Origin of the sequence: Corynebacterium timonense (assembly GCF_900105305.1) — a bacterium.
Classification (GTDB): Bacteria; Actinomycetota; Actinomycetes; order Mycobacteriales; family Mycobacteriaceae; genus Corynebacterium; species Corynebacterium timonense.
Genome location: NZ_LT629765.1, coordinates 2,165,402 through 2,189,504, shown reverse-complemented (window position 1 = coordinate 2,189,504; position 24,103 = coordinate 2,165,402). Strand labels below are relative to the sequence as shown.

Below are 24,103 nucleotides of genomic sequence, written 5' to 3'. Positions count from 1 at the left end.
CCTCTACCGGAGGCTTCCCCTTTTCGTTCACACCGTTCACAACCTCCCGAGGAAGTACATCTAGGTTCTAAGACTCGGGCACTTTTCGGGACACGCCCCGCACCGTCTTGCGACGGGCGGGGCGGTTTTCGTAGCCGGGGAGGGTTACGGTGTGGTGACCCGCGGCTCAGGTGAAGAACGGAAGGGTAAGAATCCGCGATTTCTGTGCGGATTGCCGGATTCTTGCCCTTCCGCTCTTATCCGGACGCAGGATGGCCCTTGGCACATGCTTCTCTTTGCGTGACCGACGACCTGCAGCTTCGCCGGGTTCTGTCGCACCTGGAAACCGGTGGTTCTCCCTCCGCGGTTTTGACGGTCGCCGCCCGCGTCATGGCCGCCGACCCCGCCAGGAGCATGGGGCTGCCGACTGATAAATGTTCAATCGTATTGAACGTTCATCTTTAGTGGACAAGCTATGATGTGTATGTGGTCCCAACTGATTTCACGCACTGGAACGAGGTTTTGCGGCGGAACGAGATTCCGCTCACTCTCGGTACTGTTGACACCCCAGGCGAAGGTGCCCAGCTCATGTTGATCGGGGCAGCGTACGGTGAGAAGGGAAGGGAGCCGACGCTGCTGGTTCGTCCGGTCGTTGTGGAGGATCCGCGACACTTCTACCCCTCAGAGCACAGTGATTTCGTTCTTGCTCCGCGTGTCACCCCGAGGGTTGCGGAATTCTTCCGGGAAAACGGGGTCATGTTCCTCGACGAACGGGGAAACTGCTTCGTTTCCCGGCCGGGCATATTCATCGACGTCCGCGGTAGAACGACAGCATCAGCCGCCGGTGGTCCGGGCCACCCGGGGTTTGTCGACGCGCGCCCAAGAAAGCGCACCGCCTCGCTCTTCACACCTCGACGTGCGCAAGTTGCCGCTGTTCTTCTGGCCCGCCCCGAGATTGCCGCATTACCGATCCGGTATGTCGCACAGCAGGCTGGGGTGTCGACAGGCACCGCCATGCAGACCCTCGAGCTGCTCGCACGAAGTGGCTACTTGAGCTCTAATCAAGTCAACGGCGGCTATCGGTTGGAGCGCGGAGACGAGCTCCTCTCGGCCTGGGCGCAGTCGTTTGCAACTGGTTTGGGCGCAGAGCTGGAAATTTTCCGGGGGACGGGCGATCTCAAGCGGCTCGCCCACCTCCACCCATTGGGGTGGGTCAGTGGTGAGCAGGCCCTTTCTCACCTCGTGGTGGGCGGGGAGACGGCGCACATCTACCTGGACGATCCGGCAGCGCTGTCCGAAGTGCTGCGTCAAGGCAGATTTCGTCGCGCAGAAAAGGGGGAGATTCATATTTGCACGGCTTTTTGGTCGACTGACGGTGGCCGCGAATCAGACTTGCGGCCTCCAGAGCGGGTGCTCTCGCCATCGAGCCCTCTTGCTGGGTGGCCGGTCGCGCCTCTACCGATTGTTTACGCGGACCTTGTGTCGACGGGTGAGCCCAGGCTGATGGAGGTAGCCGAACAGGTGAGGTCGAGATTCAAATTTTAGGGGATGCGGTGGACGTACAGCCAGAGCACATAGACGACGAAGACATCGCCTACGTGGTGGGTGAACTTGCTCGTGTCATCGATCCTGAAACGATGATGCTCGTGGGAGCGCGGTGTAGAGACGTCTATCAGCGCCACTTTCGCTCGACCTCTGCGGGTCGCATCACTCACGACATAGATTTTGGCGTCACAATCGGTTCTTGGGAGCGCTTTCGCGAACTGAAGCGCAGGTTTTCTGCTCCGGCGGCGCCTTGGCAAGAGATCACGATCGGCGGTCTGAGGATTGACCTGATTCCCTTTGGTGAGGTGGAAAGTCCTCCGGGCGAGATAAGCCACGACGGGGGGTTCACTCTCAACGTCGCTGGGTTCGGGGAGGTTTTCGCTAGTGCTAGGACGGTGGACCTGCCTAACGGAGCGCGGGTCAAGATCCCCACCGTCCCCGGGTTCGCAGCACTGAAGTTGCACGCGTGGTGTGATCGGTGGCCAGTGGGAAAATACAAGGATGCGAGCGATACTGCGTTGGTCTTGGCGTGGTATGAGGAAGACGAGGCGCTGTGGGATCGTTACATGGCGAACTGGACGGAGTTCCTCGGGGAACCGGACCTGATGTCGGCCTACCTGCTGGGAGTCGATGTGGCATCCGTGCTCGGAGAACGGGAGACTGCGGCCTTGTTGGCTCGGTTCACGTGTGGGCCCAGCGAAGGAATAAACAAGTTGGCCGAGCAGCTAAAGGCTCCGGGGGAGCTCATCTACCCTGTGGACCGACGACGTGCCCAGATCGAGGCGCTGCTTCAGGCGATGGAGGATTCGGCACCTGAGAGGTGACAGCCGACGCGAATTGCGCGTTTTGCTTGTCGACGACCCCCAGCTGCACCGATTCCAGTCTCACCAAAATCCTGCGCTTTCCGCTCAATCGCGTCGGTGATCTCCTGCGCCGTCGTTTCGCCGACATAGTGGGCGACGAGGGCGCTGGCCATATCCATTCCTGCTGCGACACCGGAGGAGGTCCAGCGGTCGCGGTCGTGGACCCACCGGGCGCTTCGTCGCCAGTCGATGTCGGTGCCGAAGGAGGAAGCCCAGTCGAAGGCTCGCTTGTTGCTGGTGGCGGAGTACCCCGCCAGCAGGCCCGCGGCAGCGAGCAGTGCCGAGCCGGTGCAGACCGAGGCGACGATGTCGGCCGTGCGCGCCATGCGAGCGAGCTCGGCCAGAAATGCGCCGTCGTGGACGAGGGCGCGCGTGCCCATTCCACCGGGGACCAGGAGGACATCACCGTCCATTGCCGCGGGGTCGCCGTGCTCCGCCAGCGCAACCCTCTGGGAGCTCCGCACTTGGGTGCCGTTCCGGGAGACGAGCTGGACGTCCAGTCCCTCGACTCGAGCGAGGAGTTCAACGGGGCCGGCCACATCAAGGAGCTCGACGTCGGGGAAGAGGACAACGGAGGTGCGGCAGAGGCTCATGGCCTTCACGCCACCCACCGCGCCACGTACCATGACCCCATGCTGAAGAACTGGTGGCGTGACTCGCTCCCGGGGGATCGCGTCCTCGCCGGTTTCGCCGCAGTCCTGGCGCTGCTGTACTCCGGGGGGCTGGGGGAGACGTCGACAAGCGTGGCGGTGCTGCAGGCGCTGGTGTCGTGGTGCTTCGTCCCGTTCTTCTGGGTGTGGCGCTCGCGCCCGGTGGTCAGCGCCGCGGGGTTTACGGCGTGTCTTGCCGCATGGGCGGGGACGTGGTTTCTGGCGCTGCCGCTGAACTCGGGAGTTTCCCCGTGGCTCGTGGCGGCCCCGATGGCGGTCTATTCCACGTCGCGCTACTGCGAGGACCGCCGGGTGCCGCGGGTGGTCACGGCCATCATGTTCGCGGGCACCTTCGTTTCGCCGGTTATGTGGCGGCTGCTGGACAACCTGGAGTTGCGCTACGTGGGCGCGGCCGATGCAACGTACCTGGTGGCGATCCACTGGCTGCTCATCGCGCTGATGTACGTCGCGGGCGCGCGCGGGCACGGGGCGATGCTGCGGCGGCGCGCGGAGGAGGCGGAAAAGCTGGGTCGCCTGCACGCGGCGCAGGAGGAGGAGAAGCTGCTCATCGCGCGCGAGCTTCACGACGTCCTCGCGCACTCTCTCACCCTGATGAAGGTGCAGGCCAGTGCGGGCATTGTGGCGTCGAGAGGCGATGCCCGGTCTGCGGTGGAGGCGCTCGAGACCATCCGCTCGACATCCGACCGGGCTCTGGCCGAGGTCCGCGGTATCGTGCGCGCGCTGCGCGGGGCGGGGGACGCCGACCTGCAGCCTTCACGCACCCTCGGGGACATCCCAGGAATCCTGGAGGGTTTCCGGGCCGCCGGGTTGACTGTCGAGGCGAAGCTGCCGCGCGAGCTGCCCGAGGTGTCGTCGCTGGTGGGCCTGGCGGCGGCGCGGATCGTGACGGAGGCCCTGACGAACGTGCTGCGCCACCAGGGTTCGGGCAGTAGCGTCGTGGTGGAGCTCGAGCCCGGCGAGGCCCTGGTGCTGGACATCACGTCCCGGGGAACACCGCAGACGACGCAGGGCGGGGGAGCCGGGCTGGTCGGCCTGGAGGAGCGGGCCCGCTCCCTCGGCGGCACGCTGAGCGCCGGGGGCACGCCCGAGTTATTCCGCGTTCACGCCGAACTACCCCTGAGGAGTGACAGATGAACACCCGCGTCCTGCTTGCCGACGACCAGGCCATGCTCGCCGAGGCCCTCTCCACCATCCTCAACGCGGCGCCCGGCATCAAGGTTGTCGCCCGGGCCGCCGACGGCGCCGAGGCGATCGCGGCAGCCGGGCGCCACATTGTCGACGTAGCCGTGCTGGACATCCGCATGCCCGTCATCGACGGGATCGCCGCGGCGAAGGCGATCATGGCGGCGCACCCCGATGTGCGGGTCATCATGCTGACCACCTTCGACGACCCCGAGCTCGTCGAGGCTGCGCTCGCGGCCGGGGTGCACGGGTTCCTGCTCAAGGACGCCGACCCTGAGGTGCTCGTCTCCGCCGTGCGCAGTGTCGCCAGGGGAGAGTCGGTGCTGGCCAGCCGGGTCACCGGGCACGTCCTCGCCGCCTACCGGGCGGCGCTGAGCTCGGGTGGGGAGCTGTCCCCGCAGCAGCGCCAGGGGCTGAGCCTGGTCACCCCGCGCGAGATGGACGTGCTGCTGCTCGTTGCCGAAGGCGCCACGAACGCCGAGATCGCGCAGCAGCTGTGCGTCGCGGAGACGACGGTGAAGACGCACATCTCCTCGCTTTTGGCCAAGCTGCATGCCCGGGACCGGGTCGCGCTCGTGCTCATCGCGCAGCGAGCAGGCGCCTCCTCCTAGGGGAGGAGTCCGCGGCGCGGGATTTCGTCTCCGGGGCGGATCCGCCGGCGTCCGTCGCGCGGAAGACTCCCAGGTATGAACAGCATTTCCTTCCGCGGAGTATCCAAGAGCTTTGGCGCCCAGCGCGTTCTCGACTCGGTCAGCTTCGATGTGGCGCAGGGCCGCGTCCACGCCCTGCTCGGCCGCAACGGCGCGGGCAAATCCACTCTCATCTCGATCCTCCTCGGCCTCATCCCCGAGGACGCGGGCCAGGTGCTCGTCGGAGACAAACCCCGCACCCGGGCGTCGCTGCGCCACATCGGCGCCTCCGTCAACGGCCCGGCCTACTACGCCCACCTTTCGGCGCGTCGGAACCTGCTGGTGCACACGCGCCTGCTTGGACTGCCGGACGCCGAAGCGGACCGCGCACTCGCCGTGGTCGGGCTGTCGGACGCCGGCTCGAAGAAGGCCCGCAGCTTCTCGACGGGAATGAAAGCGCGCCTGGCCCTCGCTCAAGCCATCCTGGGAGACCCGGAGATCCTGGTGCTGGACGAACCGCAGAACGGGCTCGACCCCCAGGGCATCACCGAGCTGCGCGGCCTGCTGCGGGACTGGGCACGCCGGGGAGGCACCGTGCTTGTCAGCTCGCACCAGCTCGGCGAGGTGGTGCACCTCGCCGACGACGCCACCATCCTGGCGGGAGGCGACGTGCGCTACTCCGGGCCGCTGGGTGAGCTGGCCCCCACCGGCGACCTGGAGACCGAGTTCTTCCGCCTCACTGCCGCGGGGGAGGAAGCATGAGCCGGTACCTTTCTGCGGAGCTGCTCCGGGCGCGCGGGTCGGCGTTGCAGTGGCTGCCGCTGCTGGCGGTGCCCCTCGTCCTGGTCACCTACGCCCTCGCCAGCGTGACCGACCCGCGCGAAGATGCCGTGGGCGTGCTGATGTGGCAGGCCATCTACCTCACAGGGCTGGCTGCGCCGCTGGCCGCGCTTTTCGGAGCTGTGGCCGAGGCGCGGGAAAAGAAGGCCCGCTGCGGGGGGACGCAGTGGCGGCCGGTGAGTATGCGTCGCCAGCGTGCCGCGCGCCTGGCGGTCGTGCTGCTCAGCCTGGCCGTGTTCCATGTGCTCAACTTCGGCGGCACGTGGCTGCTTACCGTGTCCCGACCCGGGAGCGGGACAATCCTGCTGCTCGGGGCGCTGGCCTTCGCCGGGGCGATCGGCCTCGCCGGACTGGGGGCCGCGCTGGCGCGGGTGAGCAACCTCATCGTGGCCGTCGCGGTGTTCTTCGTGTGGCAGATCGTGGGGACGCTGAAACCCTTCGCGGAGGGCGAGCACTGGTGGGTGTGGCCCATGTCCTGGCCCGTCCGGCTGGTGCTGCCGGTGCTGGGGGTGCACCAGAACGCGGTGCCCCTCGAGCCGGGGTCGCCTCTGGCCGCCGAAAAGCCCTGGCTGGCGCTCGGGCTGTGCATTGCGCTGGCGGCGGTCAGTGCGGCGGCCGCGGTGTTCACCCCCGGATGGACAGGGCGGGGGAGGGGGCGTCGAGAAGCGAAAAGCGCCGTTTCCGCCGCTGTCCACGCGCCCGCCGTCGCCCGCCGCGGGTCGGGGCGGCCGCGCCCGTTGCGGGCGATGACCAGCGCGGGGCTCACCCCGGCCCTGGCAGGATGCGTGGCGCTGTCGGTGGTGGCGATGGGCCTGACCTGCCTGATCTACCCGGCCTCGTACGTGCACGGCTTGTTTTCCTTCGTGGTCCTGCCGCTTGGCGCGGGGCTGCTGCCGGTGCTGGTGTGGCCTCAGGTGGAGGGGGCGTGGGCCGTGATGCGCGCGGAGTACGCGCGCAGCGCGCGGGTCTTGCTGCTGTGGTGCTTGCTGTGCGCCCTCGCCGTGTGCTTCGCCGCCAGCTTGTTCGGACTCGCCGCGGGAGGCACGCTTGTCGACGAAGCGCGCCGGTTCCTCGTCGCCGCCCTCGTGGGCTACGTGGTCCTCCTCCTGTCGTTTCTGGTGCTGCTGCGCGCCGGGGCCGCGGCCGCCGTCGCAACGGTGGTGGTCCTGGCAATCTTCTCCGTCACCCTCGGCGGGGATGTCCTGGCGCAGACTCCACTGTGGATCGTCGCGCTGCCCTCCTGGCCCGAGACGGCGGAGGGGGCGGGGCGCCTGGGCACGGCGCTGGCTCTTGGGGGAGCGCTGGCGGTTCTCCTGCACTGGCGGGCGGAGCGGGCGCTCGGCCGGCGCGTCGGGTGAGCGGGGCGAAGCTTTCGGCGCGATATAACAAATGCTCGTTAGTAAATGCTAGTCAGTCGATTAACCGCCGAGGAGTGGCGCGGCTCTTCTCGACTAACACGCATTCACTAACGAGCATGTGGATCCGATCCCGGGGGCGGCGCTCGAGGGTAAGAACGGAAGGGCAAGAATTCACGATTTCGGCGCGGATTGCCGGATTCTTGCCCTTCCGCTCTTACCCGGAACGAAACTGCTTAGCGACGCCCCGCCCGCGGACTACTTCCCGCGTTTTTTCGGAAGCCCCGCCGCCCACAGCGCCGCGGCGATGAGCGCGGGCTGCCCGAACAGCCGGATCAGGCGCTTGCGGTCGGTGTCCAGGCCGAAGGCGTCGTTGCGCTCGGCGTACTGGGCGATGTTGCCGGGGAAGATCGCGGTGTAGAACGCGGCGAGGGCGGTTCCGGTCACTTTCCTTTTTCGGGGCAGGGCGAGCAGGGAGGCGCCGAGGGCGATTTCGGCGACGCCGGAGCCGAGGACCACGAGGTCCTTGTTCATGGGGAACCAGTCGGGCACCTGGGCCTGGAAGTCCTTGCGGGCGAAGGTGAGGTGGCTGGTGCCGGCGAAGCTCATGAAGGCGCCGAGGGCGAGGCGGGCCAGGTTCTGCGAATCAATTCGCATGGATTAGTCCTTTCAGGGCTTGAGGACGACCTTGATGCAGCCGTCCTGCTTCTTCTGGAACTTCTCGTACATGGCTGGGGCGTCGTCAAGCGGCGCGGTGTGGGTTCTCAGGTCGAGCACGCCGAGGGGGTCGGAGGGGTCGTCGGTCCAGTTGCGCACGTTGCACTGGCCCATCCGCATCTGCACCTGCTTGTCGAACAGCGTCATCATCGGCAGGGGATCCTTCATCCCGCCATAGACGCCGCTGAGCGAGATGGTTCCGCCGCGGCGCACGGCGTCGATGGCGGTGTAGAGCGCGCCGAGGCGGTCCACGCCCGCCTTCTGCACGGCGGCGCGTCCCAGTGCGGAGGGCAGTAGGCCGGCCGCGGCCTGCGCGGTGCCGGCGACGGGGGAGCCGTGGGCTTCCATGCCGACGGCGTCGACGACGAAATCGGGCCCGCGGCCGCCGCTAAGCTCGCGCAGCTTCTCCGCGTCTTCCCGGACCCCCTCGCCGCCCTCGATCACCTCGATGCCGTGGCGGGCGGCCATGGCGCGCCGCTCGGGGACGGGATCGACGCCGATGACGCGGTACCCCAGGTGTGCGCCGATGCGGGCGGACATCTGCCCAACGGGGCCGAGGCCGAGCACGGCGAGGGTGCCGCCGTCGGGCACGTCGGCGTACTGGACCGCCTGTCAGGCGGTGGGCAGCACGTCGGAAAGGAAGAGGAAGCGCTCGTCCTCACCGACGTTCGGGACCTTGATGGGGCCGTAGTCGGCGTGCGGGACGCGCAGGTACTCGGCCTGGCCGCCGGGCAGCGAACCGTAGAGGCGGGAGTAGCCGAGGAGGGTGGCGCCGCTGCCGTACTCGCGGACCTGAGTGGTCTCGCACTGGGACTGCAGGCCGCGCTCGCACATGTAGCAGTGGCCGCAGGAGACGTTGAAGGGGACCACGACGCGGTCGCCGGGGGAGAGGTTGGTCACCGCGGAGCCGACCTCCTCGACGATTCCCATGGGTTCGTGGCCGATAATGTCGCCCTTGTCCATGAACGGGCCGAGGACCTCGTAGAGGTGGAGGTCGGAGCCGCAGATGGCGGTGGAGGTGACGCGGATGATGGCGTCGGTGGGCTCGATAATTGTGGGGTCGGGGACTTCTTCGATGCTGACGGTGCGGGCGGCTTGCCAGGTGAGGGCTTTCATAAGGAATTTTTCATGCGACGGTACGGGTTCGAGAGTAATCACGGCTACACTGGGCGCGCCACGATTTCTCCCGCCGTGTGCTCTTCGCGGTATAAAACAATAGCTATGTGTCGGGCGGCGGAAGCTGCCTGCCGGGCACGGGAAAACTGGAGGTCAACGCGGTGCGAAGAACACTACGGATGGCGGCGCTCGCCCTCGGCGCCTCGCTTCTCGGCGCCTGCGGGTCGATCCCCGCCGACTCCGAGGGAACCTATGACCGCGCCCGCGGCGCCACCCTCGTGGTCGGCGTCTCCGAGCACCACCCCTGGGCCGTCGTGGACGACGGCACGGGGGAGGTCACGGGCGTCGAGGCTGATTTGGTGCGCGGCTTCGCGGACTCCATCGGCGCGGACGTGGAGTGGAAGGTGGGCCCCGAAAGCGTGCTCGCCGACTGGGTGGATAAGGGCGAGGCCGACGTGATGATCGGCGGGCTGACCGCGTCCTCGCCGTGGTCGGACACGGTCGCGCTGACCAGGCCGTACACCACCGTGGAGAGCGCGGCGGGGGAGAAAGAGAAGATGGTCATGGCGGTGCCGATGGGCGAAAACAAGCTCTTGGTCGCCCTGGAGCGCTACCTGGCGCGCGAGGCGGGGGAGATCTGATGGGCACCGTCAACGAGGCGAGCACGGGCTCGGGCGTCGAGGTGCTCCCGGCCGAGGTCGGCGAGGTGCTGCGCAAGGCCGTGCGCCTTAACCTCATCAGTCTGCTTGTCCTCGCGGTGACCGTGACGGCGGTCGGCCTTGTCACCGGGCAGTCGCAGGCCATGAAAACCGCCTGGTTCGAGGACCTGTTGTCATTCCTTCCTCCCCTCGCGTTCCTCGTGGGCACGCGGGTGATCAAGAAGCGCCCCGACGCCAAGAACCCGTACGGCCACCACCGCGCCATCGAGGTGGGCCACGTCGTCGCCGGGGCGGCGCTGCTGGCCATGGGCCTTCTGCTGCTCTACGGGGCGGTGACGGGGCTGATCGGGCGGGAAAAGCCGCCGATTGGCACCGTGGTGTTGTTCGGCCACAGCGTGTGGCTGGGGTGGCTCATGGTCGCGGTCCTCGTGGTCACGGGGATCCCGCCGGTGATCCTCGGCCGGATGAAGCTGAAGCTGGCGGAGCCGCTGCACGACAAGGTTCTCTACGCCGACGCCGACATGAACAAGGCGAACTGGATGACCTCGGCGTCCACCATCGTTGGCGTGCTGGGAATCGGTGTGGGCCTGTGGTGGATGGACGCGGTTGCCGCGTCCATCGTGGCCGTTTCCATCGTGCGGGACGGGGTGCTTAACCTGCGCACCGCCATGCTTGACCTCACGGACGCCCGCGCGACCGACTTGGACGGCGCCCCGCACCCGCTGATTGAGCGCATCGAACAGACCGCGCGCGGGGCGGACTGGGTGGACACGGCGGCCGCGCGCGTGCGCGACGAGGGCCACGTGTTCCACGTCGAGCTTTTCGCCGTCCCGCACGAGGGGCAGGACCCGTCGGTCGCGCAACTGCGCGAGCTGCGGGAATCGCTCCACGCCGTGGATTTCAAGGTGCACGACGTGGTGGTCGCAGCCGTGCGTACGATCCCCGTGTACCTAAAAGAGGAGGACAGGTAGCCGGCTAGGAGTCGCGCACCTCGAGCGTCGTGCCGGGCGGCAGGGCTTCCAAGAGCCGGATCTTGGCCAGCAGCGGGTTCTGCTCGAGGACCTTCGCCGTGCCCAAGCGCGCGCGGGTGATCTTGACTTCGGTGCGGGCGCGCTCGAGGTCGGCGGCGGCGGTGAGCTTGTCCACCTCGGCCTGGCTCAGCGCTTCGGAGACGGCGTACGGCAGCGAGAGGTCCTTGAGGTGGACTTCGTCCTCCACCGCGAGGCCGACGTCCAGGCCCGCCGTGGCGGCGGCGGAGGCGACGGGGGAGAGGTCGATGCGGGTGCCGATGAGCTCGGGAAGCTGGGTGGTGGAGATCAGCTCGCGCAGCGCGATCTGCGCCGCCAGGTACACCTCGCTGGCCGGGTCGGCCGAGGCGCTGACGTAGCGCACGGCGTCGGCAACGCGCACCGTGAGCACGAAGGTGAGCGTCACGTCGAGCCCCTCGGCGGTGGGGATGCGCTGCGGGGCGAAGGAGAGCTGGCGGCGGCGCTGGTCCACCTGCTGGAACAGGTCGGAGGGGCGGGCGAGGCCCGGGCGTCGCAACGCGGTGACCTCCCCGTTCCGGGAGCGCAGCACGATGTGGCCTGGCCGGGGGACGGGGCTACGCGGGAAGGAGGGCTGCCAGGCCTCGAGGTCGTATTGGCGGGTGAAAAGACCGGAAAACATTGCCACCACCGTGCCTTCGTGTCGTGAGTGTGTCGTGAGGTGTGTATGGTCCGCGCCGCGCGGGGCGTTCCCGGGGCGGGGCACTGGCGCGTTGTCACGCCCGCAGACGTGATTCGGTGCCAGGCCGCAGGCCCCAGGAACGCGGAGTCCCGGGCGGCGCGGAGAGAGATGGGTCAAAGAGGACTCGAACCTCCTTGGGCGCAGGGCCCGTGCCGTGCGCCGGTGGTCCATTATCCGGAAAACGCCCCAATGAAAAAGAGGACGCTCCATAACACCCAGTCCGACGCTTCGCCCAGCATAGCGCCGGGGACTATGGTAAGGGGGCATTGCCACGTACCTCTTGGTGAATTTTGAGAATGAGCAACTTGTCGACGCCCACCCAGCGCTGGGGCTTTTTCGCTGTCATTTCTCTGGGCCTGTTCATGATCGGCCTGGACAACTCCATCCTCTACACCGCGCTGCCCACGCTCGAGGCGCAGCTGGAGACCTCGACCACCGAGGCGCTGTGGATCATCAACGCCTACCCGCTCGTGCTCTCGGGCCTGTTGCTGGGCACCGGCACGCTGGGCGACAAGATCGGCCACCGCCTCATGTTCGTCATCGGGCTGGTGATTTTCGGGGTGGCCTCGCTGGCGGCGGCGTACTCGCCGTCGCCGCTGGCGCTCATCGGCGCGCGGGCGCTGCTCGGGGTCGGCGCGGCGACCATGATGCCGGCGACGCTGGCCCTGATCCGCCTGACGTTCCCGGACGAGCAGGAGCGCAACACCGCCATCGGCATCTGGGGCTCGGTCGCGGTCGTCGGAGCGGGGGTGGGTCCGCTCGTCGGCGGCGCACTTTTGGAGGCGTTCTGGTGGGGCTCTGTCTTCCTCATCAACGTGCCCGTCGCGGTCGTCGCGCTGCTGCTCACCCTCCTGCTCGCCCCCGAGAACGTGCCGCACCCGAGCAAGCACTGGGACGTGGTGTCCTCGCTCTATGCGTTGGTGGCGCTGTCGGGGGCGACGGCGGCGATCAAGGAGGCGGCGAACCCGGAGCGCTCGGCTGCCCTGCTCGTCGCGGTGGTGGCGGCGGCTGTGGTGGGCGGGGCGCTGTTTGGGCGTCGCCAAGCGCGGCTCGACGACCCGCTGCTCACCTTCGATATTTTCCGCTCGCGCCTGTTTACGGGCGGCGTCGTCGCGGCGGCGGGGGCCATGGTGGTCATGGCGGGCGCGGAGCTGCAGACGACGCAGAGGCTGCAGCTTGTCGACGGCTTCACGCCCCTCCAAGCCGGCGCCGTGCTCCTTGCGGTCGCCGCGGCTGCGCTGCCCGCCTCGATCCTAGGCGGGGCGAACCTGCACCGCGTGGGCTTTTTGCCGCTGGTCGCGGGGGGTTTCGCGGCCGCGGTGGTGGGCCTCGGCCTGGCCACGTGGGCCTCGCGGGCCGATCACCTCGTGGGTTTCCTGGTTGCGCTGGCGGTTCTGGGGTGGAGCGCCGGCTCGATCATGTCGGTGGCCTCCGTGGCCATCATCGGGGCGGCGCCGATGTCGCGCTCGGGTATGGCGGCCGGGGTGGAGGAGGTGTCCTACGAGTTTGGCACTCTGCTTACCGTATCCGTGACGGGGTCGCTGTTGCCGCTGTGGCTCGCGCGCAACCTTGAGCGGGCGAGCTTCGACGCGGCCTACGTGTCGGCCTACAACTCCATCCTGCTGTTGCTTGCGGGAGCGGCGGCGGTGTTCGCGGTGGTGACGTGGTGGTGCTTCCGGGACAACCCGAAGTCGGGCGAGATACGGCCGAGCCCGTAGCGGCGGGGGTGAGAAAAAGAGACAAGAAAGGGCCGCTTCCCGAGGGAGGGAAGCGGCCCTTTCTCCTGCGCCATTACTTGCGGGACGACAGCGTGGAGGAGAGCTGCTCGCCGAGGCCGAGCGGAACCTTCACGACGTTGACCAGGGCGGCGAAGAGCTGGGAGACGGAGTCGATGATGATCTCGAACATGATCGTGTCCTTTCAGTGGGTCGGTGATCGTTCTTGCACCTCTGACACTAAAGGGGCGGGCAGAGCCTTGCTGCTACGTAAGAGTAGCGGAACGAAAAGTTTCGTAAAAAAGACTAAAAGGTTAATGGAATATGTAACGCGAAATAAGTATCACGTTATGTGTTTCTGCAGGTACGCGAAGAGACCATTGTGGCGCCGTTGCGAGGGCCGCGATCGGCGGGCCGCGGATTTTCACAGAGAAGTGACCTAGGCCGTGCTCCCCCCGTAAGGGGGTAAAAAGCTTTTGAACTGCGAGAACGTGCCCGCGACCCGCGCCGCGCCGCGCCATTACACTGGCCTGCATGACCACACCTGTGCCCGAGTACTTGAACCGTATCCTCGACAACGTCCGCGACGACGATGCTGGTGAGGTAGCGGATCACATCGAGGACCTGAAGAGCGCGGACCCCGACAAGCTGGGCCTTGCCGTGTGTACCGCCACCGGGCACCTGTACTCGGTCGGCGACGACGACTACGAGTTTTCCATCCAGTCCATCTCCAAGCCCTTCGTCTACGCCCTCGCGCTTGAGGAGCTCGGCCCGGAGACGGTGCACGATAGCGTCGGCGTCGAGCCCTCCGGCGAGGCGTTCAACGAGCTCTCGCTGGATGAGGAGACGCGCAAGCCGTCCAATCCGATGATCAATGCCGGCGCGATCACCGTGAACCAACTCATCAACGGCTCCGACTCGAGCGTGGAGGAGCGGGTGGAAAAGATCCGTGTCTTCCTGTCCCGCCTTGCCGGGCGCGAGCTCCGCATCGACGATCAGCTCGTCGACCACGAGCTGGGCACGGCGTACCGTAACCTGGCCATTGCCTTCTTGCTGCGCGAGTTCGGCATGCTTTCCGACGAAGCGCATGACGCCGTCAACAGCTACACGCAGCAGTGCGCGGTGATGGTGACGGTCAAGGACCTCGCGGTCATGGCGGCGACCTTGGCCAACGGCGGCGTGCAGCCGGTGACGGGCGAGCGTGTCTTGTCGGCGCAGGCGTGCCGCGTGACCCAGGCGGTCATGACGTCGTGCGGCATGTACGACGGCTCGGGGCGTTGGATGGTCAACGTGGGTATCCCGGCGAAGTCGGGCGTCGCCGGGGGATTGATCGGCACGATGCCGGGGCAGCTTGGGATAGCGTCGCTTAGCCCGCGGCTGAACAAGGAAGGCAACTCCGTGCGCGGGGTGGAAATTTTCCGCCAGCTGTCCAAGACGCTGGGGCTCAACCTCATGTCCTCCGACTACTACGCCGCGCCGGGGATCAAGTCCGTTGACCGCTCCCGCGAGCGCACCGTGGTGGAGCTGCAGGGCATGATCAATTTCACCGCGGCGGAGAAGATCGTCCATGACCTGACGGAGATGGATCTGCAGACGGAGTACCTGGTGCTTGACGTCTCGCACGTGACCAGCTTTAACAAGGCGGGGCGGATGCTGATCAAGGAGGGCTTCCGCGAGTTCCGTGACGCCGGCTGCGAGGTGAAGATCTACGACCCTGACGGCGCGATGACGGACTACGAGTTTTCGGACGGCACCTCCGTCGAGGCCATCGAGGACTTCTCCACCTCCTTCGAGGTTCCGGCCCCGCGCGAGAGGGTCTACCGGGCGATCTCCAACCCGAAGGAATGGTGGGACAACGCCCAGATCAGCGGCAGCGCGAGCGAGCCGGGCAACGCCTTCGAGCTCGACGAGCAGGAGCAGCACGCCCGGTTCACCGTCGAGGAGGCCGCCGATGGCGACCGCCTGGTGTGGCATGCCGAACCCGGCGAGGAGAGCGCGGACGAGACTTCGTGGAGCGGCACCGACATCATCTTCGAGCTCGAGGAAGGAAAGGGCGACGAGACCCGCGTCACGCTCACCCACCGCGGGATGCTGCCCCACGACGAGCGCTACGAGCAGATGGCCGACGGCTGGCGCAAGCGCATGGACGAGCTGAAGAAGCGCTCGGAAGAGGAATAAGAACATGATCGAGCAGACGATCTGGTGGCACGTCTACCCGCTCGGCGCGACCGGCGCCCCGGTGCGCGAACGCGCGGGCGGCGACTCCGGCCACCGACTGCGCGCCCTCGAGCCCTGGCTGGACTACCTCATCGACCTCGGCTGCAACGGGCTGTTGCTCGGGCCGATCTTCGAATCCGTCGGCCACGGCTACGACACCCTCGACCATTACGCCATCGATCCGCGCCTGGGCGACGACGCCGATTTTGAGTGGCTCATTGGCGCGTGCCGCGAACGCGGCATCAACGTCATGCTCGACGGCGTGTTCAACCACGTTGCCCGCACCCACCCGGCGGTGGAGCAGGGCCTGGCGGGGCGCGCGTCGTGGGAAGGCCACGAGGAGCTGGCCGCCCTGCACCACGACGACCCGCGCGTGGTCGACCTCGTCGCCGACGTCATGGTCTACTGGCTGCGCCGCGGCATCGCCGGCTGGCGCCTCGACGTGGCCTACGCGGTGCCCCCGGAGTTCTGGCGAGAGGTGCTCGGGCGCGTGCGCGCGGAGTTCCCCGACGCGCTGTTTCTCGGCGAGGTCATCCACGGCGACTACGCCGAGATCGCCGAGCAGGCCTCGCTGGACTCGGTGACGCAGTACGAGCTGTGGAAAGCGCTGTGGTCCTCCATCAAGGACGTCAACTTCTGGGAGCTCGACCACGCCCTCGGGCGCCACCGCGTGGTGTGCGAGACGGTGCTGCCCAACACGTTCGTGGGCAACCACGACGTGGACCGCATCGCCAGCACCGTCGGCCCTGACGGCGCGGTTCTCGCCGTCGCGCTGGTGATGGTTCTGCCGGGAATGCCCAGCATCTACTACGGCGACGAGCAGGCCTTCACGGGTGTGCGCGCCGAGGGCTTCGCGGCGGACGACGCGGTGCGCCCCGCGCTGCCCGCCACCCCGGCCGAGCTTTCGCCGCTGGGCGGCTGGGTCCTCGAGCAGCACCAGGCGCTCATCGGATTGCGCCGCCGCCACCCGTGGATCACCCACGCCAGCGTCGAGGTGCTGGAGAAGACGAACGAGACGATTGCGTTTCGCACCTTCGACGCCGAGCACGAGGTGCGCGTCCGCGCCGAGCTGGCGCCCCGCCCGTCCCTCGAGGTCAGCGAGGGCGGCGAGGTGATCTACAGCTGGGCGGCCGGTTAAGGCTGTGCCCCGGCCGTTTACGCCCCGGCCGTTTACACCCCGAGGAAGCGGCGCACAACCGAGCGGTACGCCAGGGTGGTCAGCTCGACGTCGCGGACCTCGACGTACTCGTCGTGGCCGTGGAGCTGGTCGAGCACGGAGCCCAGGGTGCTCGAGGGCTGGTGCAGGGCAAAGCCGTAGCCTACCCCGCCCTTGCGGCGGCCGAAGCGCAGGTCGGATCCTCCCGCGGAGAGGATAGGCACGACGGGAACGTTGGGGAAGAACTCTCCGATGGTGTCCACGAGCGCCTCGTAGAGCGGGCCTTCGGCGGGAGAGACGGTGGCGTCCTCGGTGATGAGGTGGGTGATCTCGACCCTGTCCGCGAGGTCCCCGAGGGCGTCGCGCAGAAGGGCGTCGATGTCGTCTTGCGTGTGGCCTGGCAGGGGGCGGATGTCTAGCTCGAGGAAGGCGGTGGAGGGCAGCACGTTGATGGCAGATCCGGCGCGTAGGACGGTCGGCGCGATGGTGAGGTGGCTCATCGCGTGCGAGTTCCGCGCGAGCGCGCCGAGCGCCGCGTAGTTGCGCCCGTTGAGCAGCTCGCGCTCGGTGTCGGGGTCGAAGCGGAAGGCCCGCACGTAGTTTTCCCACAGCTCGTCGGAGCGCACCTCGGGTTCGATGGCGGCGATGCGCCGGGCGACCTCAGCGATGAGCGCCACCGCGGATTCGCGGCCGTAGGGCGCGGAGCCGTGGCCGGCGTCGCCGCGCACGGTGAGGCGGCGCTGCGCCGCGCCCTTTTCGCCGACGACCACGACGATGGCGTCTGAGTCGTCGGCGACGGGCAGGTGGGAGCCGCCCTCCTCGGACAGGCAGTTTTTCCAGCTAAACGCGTCGGGCGCGTTCTCGGCCAGCCAGCCGGCGCCGAGCCCGCCGCGGGCCTCCTCGTCTGCGCAGCCGACGAACGTTAGCGTGCCGCGCGGGGGCGTGTCGCCGAGGGCGACCTCCCTGGTCACCGCCGCCATGGCCGCGGTGATGTAGAGCATGTCGGTGGCGCCGCGGCCGTAAATGCGTCCGTCGATCTCCTCGGCGGCGAAGGGTTCTTTCGTCCATTTATCTTCGTCGACGGGGACGACGTCGGTGTGGCCGAGCAGGGTCAGAGGCTCCGCGTCTGGGTCGCTGCCCTCGACGGTAAAGGCGATGGAGACGCGCCCCGGGTGCGGCTCGAAGCGCTGGACTGTCACGTCGGCGCCGGCGAAGAAGCGCTCGAGGGTGTCCGCGTTGCGCACCTCGTTGCCGGAGTCGGCGGTGAGGTCGTTGACGCAGGCGTTGGCGATGAGCTCTCTGAGGAGCGCGAGCGAGGAGTCTGTGAGTGAAGTGGCCATGCCTCGACCGTACCGCGCGCCGCGTCGAGTGCTCCTGAACGCCGTTCAGGCGGTGGGGTATAGTGTTGCCACCTCGACTGAACGGAGTTCAACACATGTCTGCACCTATCCTCGACATCGCCCGCACCAAAGTCCTCGAGGGCGGCGAAGGCCTCTCGGAGGCTGAGCTGCTGGAGGTCCTCACCATCCCCGACGAGCACCTGCAGGACCTGCTCGACCTCGCGCACCAGGTCCGCATCCGCCACTGCGGCGTGGAGGTGAGCCTGGAGGGAATCATCTCGCTCAAGACCGGCGGCTGCCCCGAGGACTGCCACTTCTGCTCCCAGTCCGGCCTGTTCGAGTCGCCCGTGCGCTCGGTGACGCTGAACATCGCCGAGCTGGTCGAGGCCGCGAAGCAGTCCGAAAAGATGGGCGCCAGCGAGTTCTGCATCGTCGCCGCCGTGAAAGGCCCCACCCAGAACCTCCTGGACCAGGTGCGCGAGGCCATCACCGCGATCACCGCCGAGGTCGATATCTCCATCTCGGCCTCCTTGGGCATCCTCACCCGCGAGCAGGCGGCCCAGCTGCGCGCGATGGGCGTGAGTCGCTACAACCACAACTTTGAAACGGCCCGGTCCTTCTTCCCCAACGTGGTCACCACCCACACGTGGCAGGACCGCAAGAACACCCTTGAGTTCGTTCGCGCCGAGGGCATGGAGACCTGCTGCGGCGGCATCATCGGCCTCGGCGAGACCCTGGAGCAGCGCGCGGAGTTTGCCACGCAGCTTGCCGCGGTGGAGCCGCACGAGGTGCCCATGAACTTCCTCGACCCGCGCCCGGGCACCCCGTTCGCCGATCGCCCGCTCGTCCCGCAGGGCGAGGCGCTGCGCGCGGTCGCCGCGTTCCGCCTGGCCATGCCCACTGCGCAGCTGCGGTTCGCGGGCGGCACGGAGCTCGCGCTTGGCGACGACGGAACCGAAGCCGGCCTCCTCGGCGGCGCTAACGCCATCATCGGCGGCAACTACCTGACCACCCTGGGCCGCCCGATCGAGCGTGACCGCGCCCTGGTGGACAAGATCGCCCCGCGCCGCAACCTGGGGATCACCCCCATCGAAGAGACGATCAAGGCCCTCTAAGGCCGTGAAGATCCCAAACAGCACTGAGCTTGCCGACGCCATCTTGTCCGGCTCGGTGAGCTTCGCCGTGCGCGACGACCGCCCCTACGACGCCCCGCGCATCTGCCCGCTCTGCCAGCGGCGCATGGTGGTCAAAATCAACCCCTTCGGCTGGGAGGCCGCCTGCTCGCGGCACGGCCTGTTTCGTTCGGAGTGGCTCGAGCGGTAGGTGCACTTTCCCGTGACGTTGTGAACGGGTTGTGCGGGGGTGAGGCCACCGGTGGCGGTGTGGGCTCGATGGTAGTTGTAGTCGTGGATGAATTCCGTATACGTCTGCGGCCGGTACGGCTTGGTGTCAACATGCTTAACCGCACCCAGGGAAGCGTCGGACGCTTTGGAACGGTAGCAGGCACCGCTGCCGGTCATCACCCGTGTGACCTCGACACCGTAGGCGGAAAAGAACGCACAGGCATACCGCATAAACCCGGCCGCGGTATCTGCTTCTCGTCAGAAAGGATCTCCGAGGACACCATCCGTGAGTAGTTATCCACGGCGTGATGCAGATAGGAGTACCCGCGTCCGGCGGGCGCACCGCAACGATGCGCTTTGCTGCGCTGGCGACCCGCCCGGCGATCCTGTGCGAAGCCTCGCCCGTGCACGCGCCAGCCCCGCCGTCGGGGATGCGACCTAGCTTTTTGCTGTCTGCATGGATCATGTCCGCCGGGTTGGCTGTGCTCGTAGCGTACTGGTGGTGCTGTGCGCACCGGCAGGCCTGTGGCCCGGTCGACGCAGGCTCGTTTCGGCGTGGTGTAGCGTGCGACACCGAGATAGTAACCGATGCGGTGCAGGCCCCACGGGGGTCAATCGCGGTGTGATGATGCGGCGCAGAGTGCGCACCGGCAGCTGGCGCGCACGGCTGCGGGGCCGGCTGGAGCGGTCGGTGAGCACGTCGCCGCGGCGGGCCCGGCTCACCCCCCTGTTGACGGTAGCTGAGCAGACTTGGAAGCGTTCGGCGGCTCGGCGCTGCGTCCATCCGTGGGTGATGACCAGCTCTAGCATCCTTACTTTGTCGTCCGGGGGCAAAGGTGCGTGACGGTGCGTCATGGAAGCCCTCGCGACCGGTGTTCGTCTGGATACCTACACCTCTACCGGAGGCTCCCCCCTTTTCGTTCACAACCTCCCGAGGAAGCCCCACTAGCAAAAAGCGCTGAGAGGGAGCGCCTACGGGGGGAGGGGCGGGGGTACCGGGGGTGGAATATAAAGGAACGACCATATATGCGGTGAACTGCGAGGATAATGTTCGGCGGTCGAGGGGGAAGCGTTCAAGGTAGGCACATGTTCAACATTTTGTGCTTCCGATTTCCTTTGTGAAGCCTGTCAGGTAACTTGAGCGTAGCCCTGCTGGTTGTCAGGTCAACATAGGTACAGCCTATAGCACCATGAGGGGCTGCCATCGTTTCTCGACTCCATCGTTTCACCTGCCGTTCACCCGACTGTTCGTCCGACCATGCTCTGATACTCATGGCCCGTTCGAAGTATTTTCGGAGCGAAATGCCAGGGTGAGGAAAGGCTTCTGCTTTGCGTACCCGCGTTCGTGACCCGCGCAGCACCGACCGGCCCCACGGGCGGGCTTGGAGGGCGCTCCTGCTCGTCGCCGCGGTCCTCGCCGCGCCTGTGGCCGTTCCGGCCTACGCAGACACTCCACTCTCGGTTTCAGACCGGGGTCCAGAGCTGAATTCGGGCGAGCCAACCGCGGCCGTCGAACAGGTCGACCCCACCCCCGCGGATACGCCTGACCAGGTGAGGCCGGAGGCGACAGCCCCCGCAGCCACAGCTCCGAACCTGCCGTACCAGCCGAGTACCCCAGCCCCGAGCGCGAGCGTACCCTCGGGCGTGAAGCTCACCGTCGGCGTCGATTACAAAGACTCGACCAAGCGGCGGGTGCTCGGTACTGCCAAGAATCGCGTCGCCTTCACCGCGCTCGATGCTCAGCCTGGAAAGGCGCTCGTGGTCACCGGCATCACGGTCTCGTCCCCGCTCCCCGCTAACTTTGACGGAACATGGAAAGTAGTGCGTAATGGCGACTCGTCCGGCGACGGAGTCCGCGAGTGCCGTACCTGCTTTGACGGCGGCCAGACCCTGACCATTGACCTCATGGCCCCCGCCGGCGGTGGCGCAGCGCTAGCGCTGCGGGACGGCGACAAGGTGGAGGTCAGCTTCACAGACGACAGCGCTGAAGGCGCCTCCCGCTACAGCTACGACGTATACGGCCACTACGTGGATGCAGCTGAGACCCCCGCTCCCGCTGAAGAACGAGCAGAGCCTTCGCGCTCGGCGGAGGATCCCGCGGCCAACGCCGCAGAGGCGGAGGTGGCTGATGCTGCGGCAGTTGCGGACGAGATGCTGGCCGCCCTGATCCGCTCCGGTCTGCCTGTGTCGTTGATTCCGCAGGGTACTCAGTTGACGCAATTCGCAGCTACTCCCACGTATACGTCCCCGTGGGCGAACAACCCGGGTCCCATGGCGTCGTCCACGCACACGCTCACGACAGGACGGTCTGGGAACAGGGAATGGACTGAAAATTTCGCGCTGGGCGGAAATAACGGGGCCGATATTCGCGGGATCTCCTACCGCTTCCCTGCGGGACAGAACAAGGGGATTATTCCGACGAACGATGACTATTTCCGGGTGGTGATAGACGGCATTTTGGATACGAACGACGCCACTCGCAGCGTCGCCGTCTCGTACTCCGGGACGCGCGCGGGCTACCAATACCTTGTCAACGTGGCCAACCTGGGCCCAGTGTGGGTTGAGGTGACCGTGAACCTGACCGGCGGCCGACAGCAAAGCCCCTACGGAATCAACGTTTCCTTCTTTAACACCAACGACAACCCGATAGAGATCCCGGTGCCGGCACACACACCGGCGAGGCTCCAATTCAGGTGGCAAAACTCCGGTGGCGGCGCACCGACCGCAAACGCGGCGCAGGCGAGTTTGACGGTCGACGGAACTGCGCACTCCGCGCCGATCCCCGATGGCGGCCCGGATCCAGCTTTTGGGCAGCGGTGCAGCCCGTCGGGCGGCGGCACCGTATGGGTGGGCGTCTCGGCGCACCAGGACCAAGGCAACACATTCAACACGCGAAATACAACCCAGCTGTACCGCCAGACGTACGGCAGCACGCGGTACGAAACCGTCGGCCCGGTAACCAATTGGGTGTACAACGCGTTGGCCTACAACCCGCTCGACGGGTACCTCTACGCCATTAGCCAGGGGCGCATCCAGACCCCTCGCTCTACGCCCGGGCAGGGCAACACCTACGACGAGGACCCGCGCTACCCAGCTGGCCACCTCCTCCGCATCTCCCCGGTGAACGGCGCGGTGAGAGACCTCGGTTTTATTGAAGGTATCCAGCAGCAGACTCCGGGCACCTGGCCCAACGACCTGTGGGGAGGCATTACCTCCGGCGTGATCATGGCGGACGGCACCTACATCTTTTCCAACTCCTCCGACTCAGGCACGAAGGACCGCTACACGCTGGATCTGTCGCGCCCCAGCGCGCAGTGGTGGGCCAATCGCAACAGCGCCGCCGACATGCGCGCGAATGACTATGCCTTTTTCGGCGACGGTTCTGACGGCTACATTTACGGCATCCGCAACGGCACGAACATCATCGAGCGCACGCGGATCTCCGACGGCGACCTGACCACGTTTAGTATGAGCGGGATCAGAGATCCATTGGGCAACACCATGCCGACAGGCATCTACGGCACCGCGTGGACCTTCCCGAACGGAAACCTAGGGTTTGGGTTGAATGGTCGGCAAGAGTCGTACCAGATTGAGATCTACGACTCTCAGCCCAATAGTTTTAAGGCCCGCCTGATTGCGAAGGCACCCGCCCCGACATCGCAGTCGAACGATGCCGCGTCGAACGCACTGGTTGTAAACGATACGAATCTGTCAATTGAAAAGAACCTGATCGCGCTAGAAAACGGCGTGGCTACGTGGGAAATTAACGTAACAAACAACGGCCCATGCGGGTCCTCGGGCTTCAACGTCACGGACCAGGTCCCGTCGACGTATACGGGTGTGCGCATGGAGTTCGAAACTGATGGCTGGGTGAGGACTCAATCCCAGGTGGGCAACACCATCGTTGCGCTCCATGGGCCGCTTGCTGTCGGCCAGAAAGCTACGCTTCGCCTGACGGCACGCTACGGCGCGTCCAATAATGCCTGCGTATCCAACACCGCGACGGTGCTCGGCAACGAGGACGACCCTCAGCCCGATAACAATACGGCGTCTGACGGGGCGTGCGAGGTTGTCGTGGAAAAGAACGTTGTAGACGTCAACGGCGACGGCGTCATCGACGGGGTCGACTCCAGCCAACCCGTGCCGGGGTCCACGGACCGGACCATCCAGTACGAAATCAAGGTGACAAACCGCGACCCGAACAACGCCACGACATACAGTCTCATTGAGTCCCCGCGGTTCTCGGGATTGGTCGAAGTCCAAGGTGGCATTGTTGTCTTCCCGGATGGCGGGTGGGCCAACCTTGGCAAACCGCAGAATCAAAACAGTATCAGGTTCCCGCTCGTCGAAAATACGCGGATTGAGAAGGGTGCGACCCATACGTACCGCGTGACACTGCGCTACTCGGCGCCGCCCGCGGCCGCCGACTTCTCCACGGCAGAATGCCAGGCTGGCACGCCGGGCCGGGGATTGTTCAACGAAGCACAGGTGACCTATCCGGGCGGAGAGGTGAAAGGACGAGCGTGCGGCCCAATTGTGAGGGATGAAACGGTCACGTTGTTGCTCCAAAAGGTCGGCAACGACAACCGCAACACGCCACTGGCGGGGGCCGCCTTTGAGGTCCGCGACGCGGAGGGAGGCGTCGTAGCGGTGATGGACACGCCGGACGCCGCAAACACCGGTTTCTACTCCGCGTCCGGGCTACGCAAGGGGACGCAGTACTACCTTGTGGAGACCCGATCTCCGCTGGGCTACTCGCTCCTGCCGCAGCCCATCGCTTTCACCATTACCACTGGTGAGAACGGCAACGCCAGGGTTGATGTGGCGCAGAGCCTACACGCGATTGGCCTCGTCACCGACCCAGACCACGAGGGTGCATCGCCAAGCAGCGCGTATATCACCATCGCCGATTTTAGGCAGGGCGATATGCCGAAGACCGGTGGGAATGGGTACCTTCCCTGGGCCCTGCTCTCCGCGCTCCTCGTGCTGATAGGTGCCGCGACAGCGCGTCGGAAGGAAAGCTAAAACAATGATGCGTCACAGCCATG

18 protein-coding genes and 2 pseudogenes are annotated in these 24,103 nt (G+C 66.6%); 14 read left to right on the top strand and 6 right to left on the bottom strand.

Annotated elements, in window-relative coordinates:
* Window positions 1-567: 567 nt before the first annotated feature.
* Window positions 568-1,524 carry a type IV toxin-antitoxin system AbiEi family antitoxin gene (locus BLT81_RS10410; RefSeq protein WP_019193643.1) on the top strand — a complete coding sequence of 319 codons (957 nt, stop codon included), beginning with the start codon at window positions 568-570 and terminating at the stop codon, window positions 1,522-1,524.
* An 8-nt stretch (window positions 1,525-1,532) separates the two neighbouring features.
* On the top strand, window positions 1,533-2,348 hold the full coding sequence (locus tag BLT81_RS10405; RefSeq protein WP_019193644.1) for a hypothetical protein: 816 nt from the start codon (window positions 1,533-1,535) through the stop codon (window positions 2,346-2,348).
* Here the strand turns inward: BLT81_RS10405 and BLT81_RS10400 are convergent.
* A complete protein-coding gene (locus tag BLT81_RS10400) occupies window positions 2,315-2,980 on the bottom strand; it encodes a DJ-1/PfpI family protein (protein WP_081582892.1) in 666 nt (221 codons plus the stop codon). The genes BLT81_RS10405 and BLT81_RS10400 overlap by 34 nt on opposite strands.
* A gap of 39 nt (window positions 2,981-3,019) precedes the next feature.
* Between BLT81_RS10400 and BLT81_RS10395 the strand changes: the two genes are divergently transcribed.
* The 4 genes from BLT81_RS10395 to BLT81_RS10380 all read left to right on the top strand — a co-directional run bounded on the left by BLT81_RS10395 (window position 3,020) and on the right by BLT81_RS10380 (window position 7,067).
* Entirely contained in the window at window positions 3,020-4,192 is a 1,173-nt protein-coding gene (locus BLT81_RS10395; protein ID WP_040420981.1) for a sensor histidine kinase, read from the top strand.
* On the top strand, window positions 4,189-4,851 hold the full coding sequence (locus BLT81_RS10390) for a response regulator (protein WP_019193647.1): 663 nt from the start codon (window positions 4,189-4,191) through the stop codon (window positions 4,849-4,851). The genes BLT81_RS10395 and BLT81_RS10390 overlap by 4 nt, the downstream gene beginning before the upstream one ends.
* 75 nt (window positions 4,852-4,926) lie before the next feature.
* Window positions 4,927-5,631 (top strand): ATP-binding cassette domain-containing protein, encoded by a 705-nt coding sequence (locus tag BLT81_RS10385; protein WP_019193648.1) that lies wholly within the window; start codon window positions 4,927-4,929, stop codon window positions 5,629-5,631.
* Window positions 5,628-7,067, top strand: a complete 1,440-nt coding sequence (locus tag BLT81_RS10380) for an ABC-2 family transporter permease (RefSeq protein ID WP_019193649.1) — start codon at window positions 5,628-5,630, stop codon at window positions 7,065-7,067. The genes BLT81_RS10385 and BLT81_RS10380 overlap by 4 nt, the downstream gene beginning before the upstream one ends.
* A 255-nt stretch (window positions 7,068-7,322) precedes the next feature.
* On the opposite strand, the gene BLT81_RS10375 is transcribed toward BLT81_RS10380, so the two are convergent.
* Window positions 7,323-7,721 carry a DoxX family protein gene (locus BLT81_RS10375; protein ID WP_019193650.1) on the bottom strand — a complete coding sequence of 133 codons (399 nt, stop codon included), beginning with the start codon at window positions 7,719-7,721 and terminating at the stop codon, window positions 7,323-7,325.
* A 12-nt stretch (window positions 7,722-7,733) separates the two neighbouring features.
* A pseudogene (locus BLT81_RS10370) lies at window positions 7,734-8,897 on the bottom strand (alcohol dehydrogenase catalytic domain-containing protein).
* A gap of 179 nt (window positions 8,898-9,076) precedes the next feature.
* Between BLT81_RS10370 and BLT81_RS10365 the strand changes: the two are divergent.
* Window positions 9,077-9,538 carry a transporter substrate-binding domain-containing protein gene (locus BLT81_RS10365; protein ID WP_019193653.1) on the top strand — a complete coding sequence of 154 codons (462 nt, stop codon included), beginning with the start codon at window positions 9,077-9,079 and terminating at the stop codon, window positions 9,536-9,538.
* Window positions 9,538-10,527 carry a cation efflux transmembrane domain-containing protein gene (locus tag BLT81_RS10360; RefSeq protein WP_019193654.1) on the top strand — a complete coding sequence of 330 codons (990 nt, stop codon included), beginning with the start codon at window positions 9,538-9,540 and terminating at the stop codon, window positions 10,525-10,527. The genes BLT81_RS10365 and BLT81_RS10360 overlap by 1 nt, the downstream gene beginning before the upstream one ends.
* A gap of 4 nt (window positions 10,528-10,531) precedes the next feature.
* Here BLT81_RS10360 and BLT81_RS10355 read toward each other — a convergent pair whose 3' ends face one another.
* Window positions 10,532-11,224, bottom strand: a complete 693-nt coding sequence (locus BLT81_RS10355) for an SPFH domain-containing protein (RefSeq protein ID WP_019193655.1) — start codon at window positions 11,222-11,224, stop codon at window positions 10,532-10,534.
* A gap of 356 nt (window positions 11,225-11,580) precedes the next feature.
* Between BLT81_RS10355 and BLT81_RS10350 the strand changes: the two genes are divergently transcribed.
* The 3 genes from BLT81_RS10350 to BLT81_RS10340 all read left to right on the top strand — a co-directional run bounded on the left by BLT81_RS10350 (window position 11,581) and on the right by BLT81_RS10340 (window position 16,354).
* Window positions 11,581-13,002, top strand: coding sequence for an MFS transporter (locus tag BLT81_RS10350; protein WP_019193656.1), 1,422 nt, complete (start codon window positions 11,581-11,583; stop codon window positions 13,000-13,002).
* A 531-nt stretch (window positions 13,003-13,533) separates the two neighbouring features.
* Window positions 13,534-15,177 (top strand): glutaminase, encoded by a 1,644-nt coding sequence (locus BLT81_RS10345; RefSeq protein ID WP_040420982.1) that lies wholly within the window; start codon window positions 13,534-13,536, stop codon window positions 15,175-15,177.
* Window positions 15,178-15,181: 4 nt separating this feature from the next.
* On the top strand, window positions 15,182-16,354 hold the full coding sequence (locus BLT81_RS10340; RefSeq protein ID WP_019193659.1) for an alpha-amylase family protein: 1,173 nt from the start codon (window positions 15,182-15,184) through the stop codon (window positions 16,352-16,354).
* Between the two features lie 32 nt (window positions 16,355-16,386).
* On the opposite strand, the gene BLT81_RS10335 is transcribed toward BLT81_RS10340, so the two are convergent.
* Window positions 16,387-17,712 (bottom strand): M20/M25/M40 family metallo-hydrolase, encoded by a 1,326-nt coding sequence (locus tag BLT81_RS10335; RefSeq protein WP_019193660.1) that lies wholly within the window; start codon window positions 17,710-17,712, stop codon window positions 16,387-16,389.
* Between the two features lie 95 nt (window positions 17,713-17,807).
* Between BLT81_RS10335 and bioB the strand changes: the two genes are divergently transcribed.
* Both bioB and bsaP read left to right on the top strand, forming a co-directional pair.
* Window positions 17,808-18,827, top strand: a complete 1,020-nt coding sequence (gene bioB / locus BLT81_RS10330) for a biotin synthase BioB (protein ID WP_019193661.1) — start codon at window positions 17,808-17,810, stop codon at window positions 18,825-18,827.
* Between the two features lie 4 nt (window positions 18,828-18,831).
* Window positions 18,832-19,035, top strand: a complete 204-nt coding sequence (bsaP, locus tag BLT81_RS10325) for a biotin synthase auxiliary protein BsaP (RefSeq protein WP_019193662.1) — start codon at window positions 18,832-18,834, stop codon at window positions 19,033-19,035.
* Window positions 19,036-19,049: 14 nt separating this feature from the next.
* Here the strand turns inward: bsaP and BLT81_RS10320 are convergent.
* Window positions 19,050-19,910, bottom strand: a pseudogene (locus BLT81_RS10320) (transposase family protein); the annotation flags it as partial.
* 789 nt (window positions 19,911-20,699) lie between these two features.
* Here BLT81_RS10320 and BLT81_RS10315 point away from each other — a divergent pair.
* The gene (locus tag BLT81_RS10315) at window positions 20,700-24,080 is read left to right on the top strand and encodes a DUF6923 family protein (protein ID WP_083337272.1); all 3,381 of its coding nucleotides are present in this window, start codon (window positions 20,700-20,702) and stop codon (window positions 24,078-24,080) included.
* Window positions 24,081-24,103: the final 23 nt, after the last annotated feature.

Bases quoted from the DNA above. Each gene is read 5' to 3' on its own strand.
- BLT81_RS10410 (WP_019193643.1), top strand. From the start codon at position 568: ATGTTGATCGGGGCAGCGTACGGTGAGAAGGGAAGGGAGCCGACGCTG.
- BLT81_RS10400 (WP_081582892.1), bottom strand. From the start codon at position 2,980: ATGAGCCTCTGCCGCACCTCCGTTGTCCTCTTCCCCGACGTCGAGCTC.
- BLT81_RS10395 (WP_040420981.1), top strand. From the start codon at position 3,020: ATGCTGAAGAACTGGTGGCGTGACTCGCTCCCGGGGGATCGCGTCCTC.
- BLT81_RS10390 (WP_019193647.1), top strand. From the start codon at position 4,189: ATGAACACCCGCGTCCTGCTTGCCGACGACCAGGCCATGCTCGCCGAG.
- BLT81_RS10385 (WP_019193648.1), top strand. From the start codon at position 4,927: ATGAACAGCATTTCCTTCCGCGGAGTATCCAAGAGCTTTGGCGCCCAG.
- BLT81_RS10380 (WP_019193649.1), top strand. From the start codon at position 5,628: ATGAGCCGGTACCTTTCTGCGGAGCTGCTCCGGGCGCGCGGGTCGGCG.
- BLT81_RS10375 (WP_019193650.1), bottom strand. From the start codon at position 7,721: ATGCGAATTGATTCGCAGAACCTGGCCCGCCTCGCCCTCGGCGCCTTC.
- BLT81_RS10365 (WP_019193653.1), top strand. From the start codon at position 9,077: ATGGCGGCGCTCGCCCTCGGCGCCTCGCTTCTCGGCGCCTGCGGGTCG.
- BLT81_RS10360 (WP_019193654.1), top strand. From the start codon at position 9,538: ATGGGCACCGTCAACGAGGCGAGCACGGGCTCGGGCGTCGAGGTGCTC.
- BLT81_RS10355 (WP_019193655.1), bottom strand. From the start codon at position 11,224: ATGTTTTCCGGTCTTTTCACCCGCCAATACGACCTCGAGGCCTGGCAG.
- BLT81_RS10350 (WP_019193656.1), top strand. From the start codon at position 11,581: ATGAGCAACTTGTCGACGCCCACCCAGCGCTGGGGCTTTTTCGCTGTC.
- BLT81_RS10345 (WP_040420982.1), top strand. From the start codon at position 13,534: ATGACCACACCTGTGCCCGAGTACTTGAACCGTATCCTCGACAACGTC.
- BLT81_RS10340 (WP_019193659.1), top strand. From the start codon at position 15,182: ATGATCGAGCAGACGATCTGGTGGCACGTCTACCCGCTCGGCGCGACC.
- BLT81_RS10335 (WP_019193660.1), bottom strand. From the start codon at position 17,712: ATGGCCACTTCACTCACAGACTCCTCGCTCGCGCTCCTCAGAGAGCTC.
- bioB (WP_019193661.1), top strand. From the start codon at position 17,808: ATGTCTGCACCTATCCTCGACATCGCCCGCACCAAAGTCCTCGAGGGC.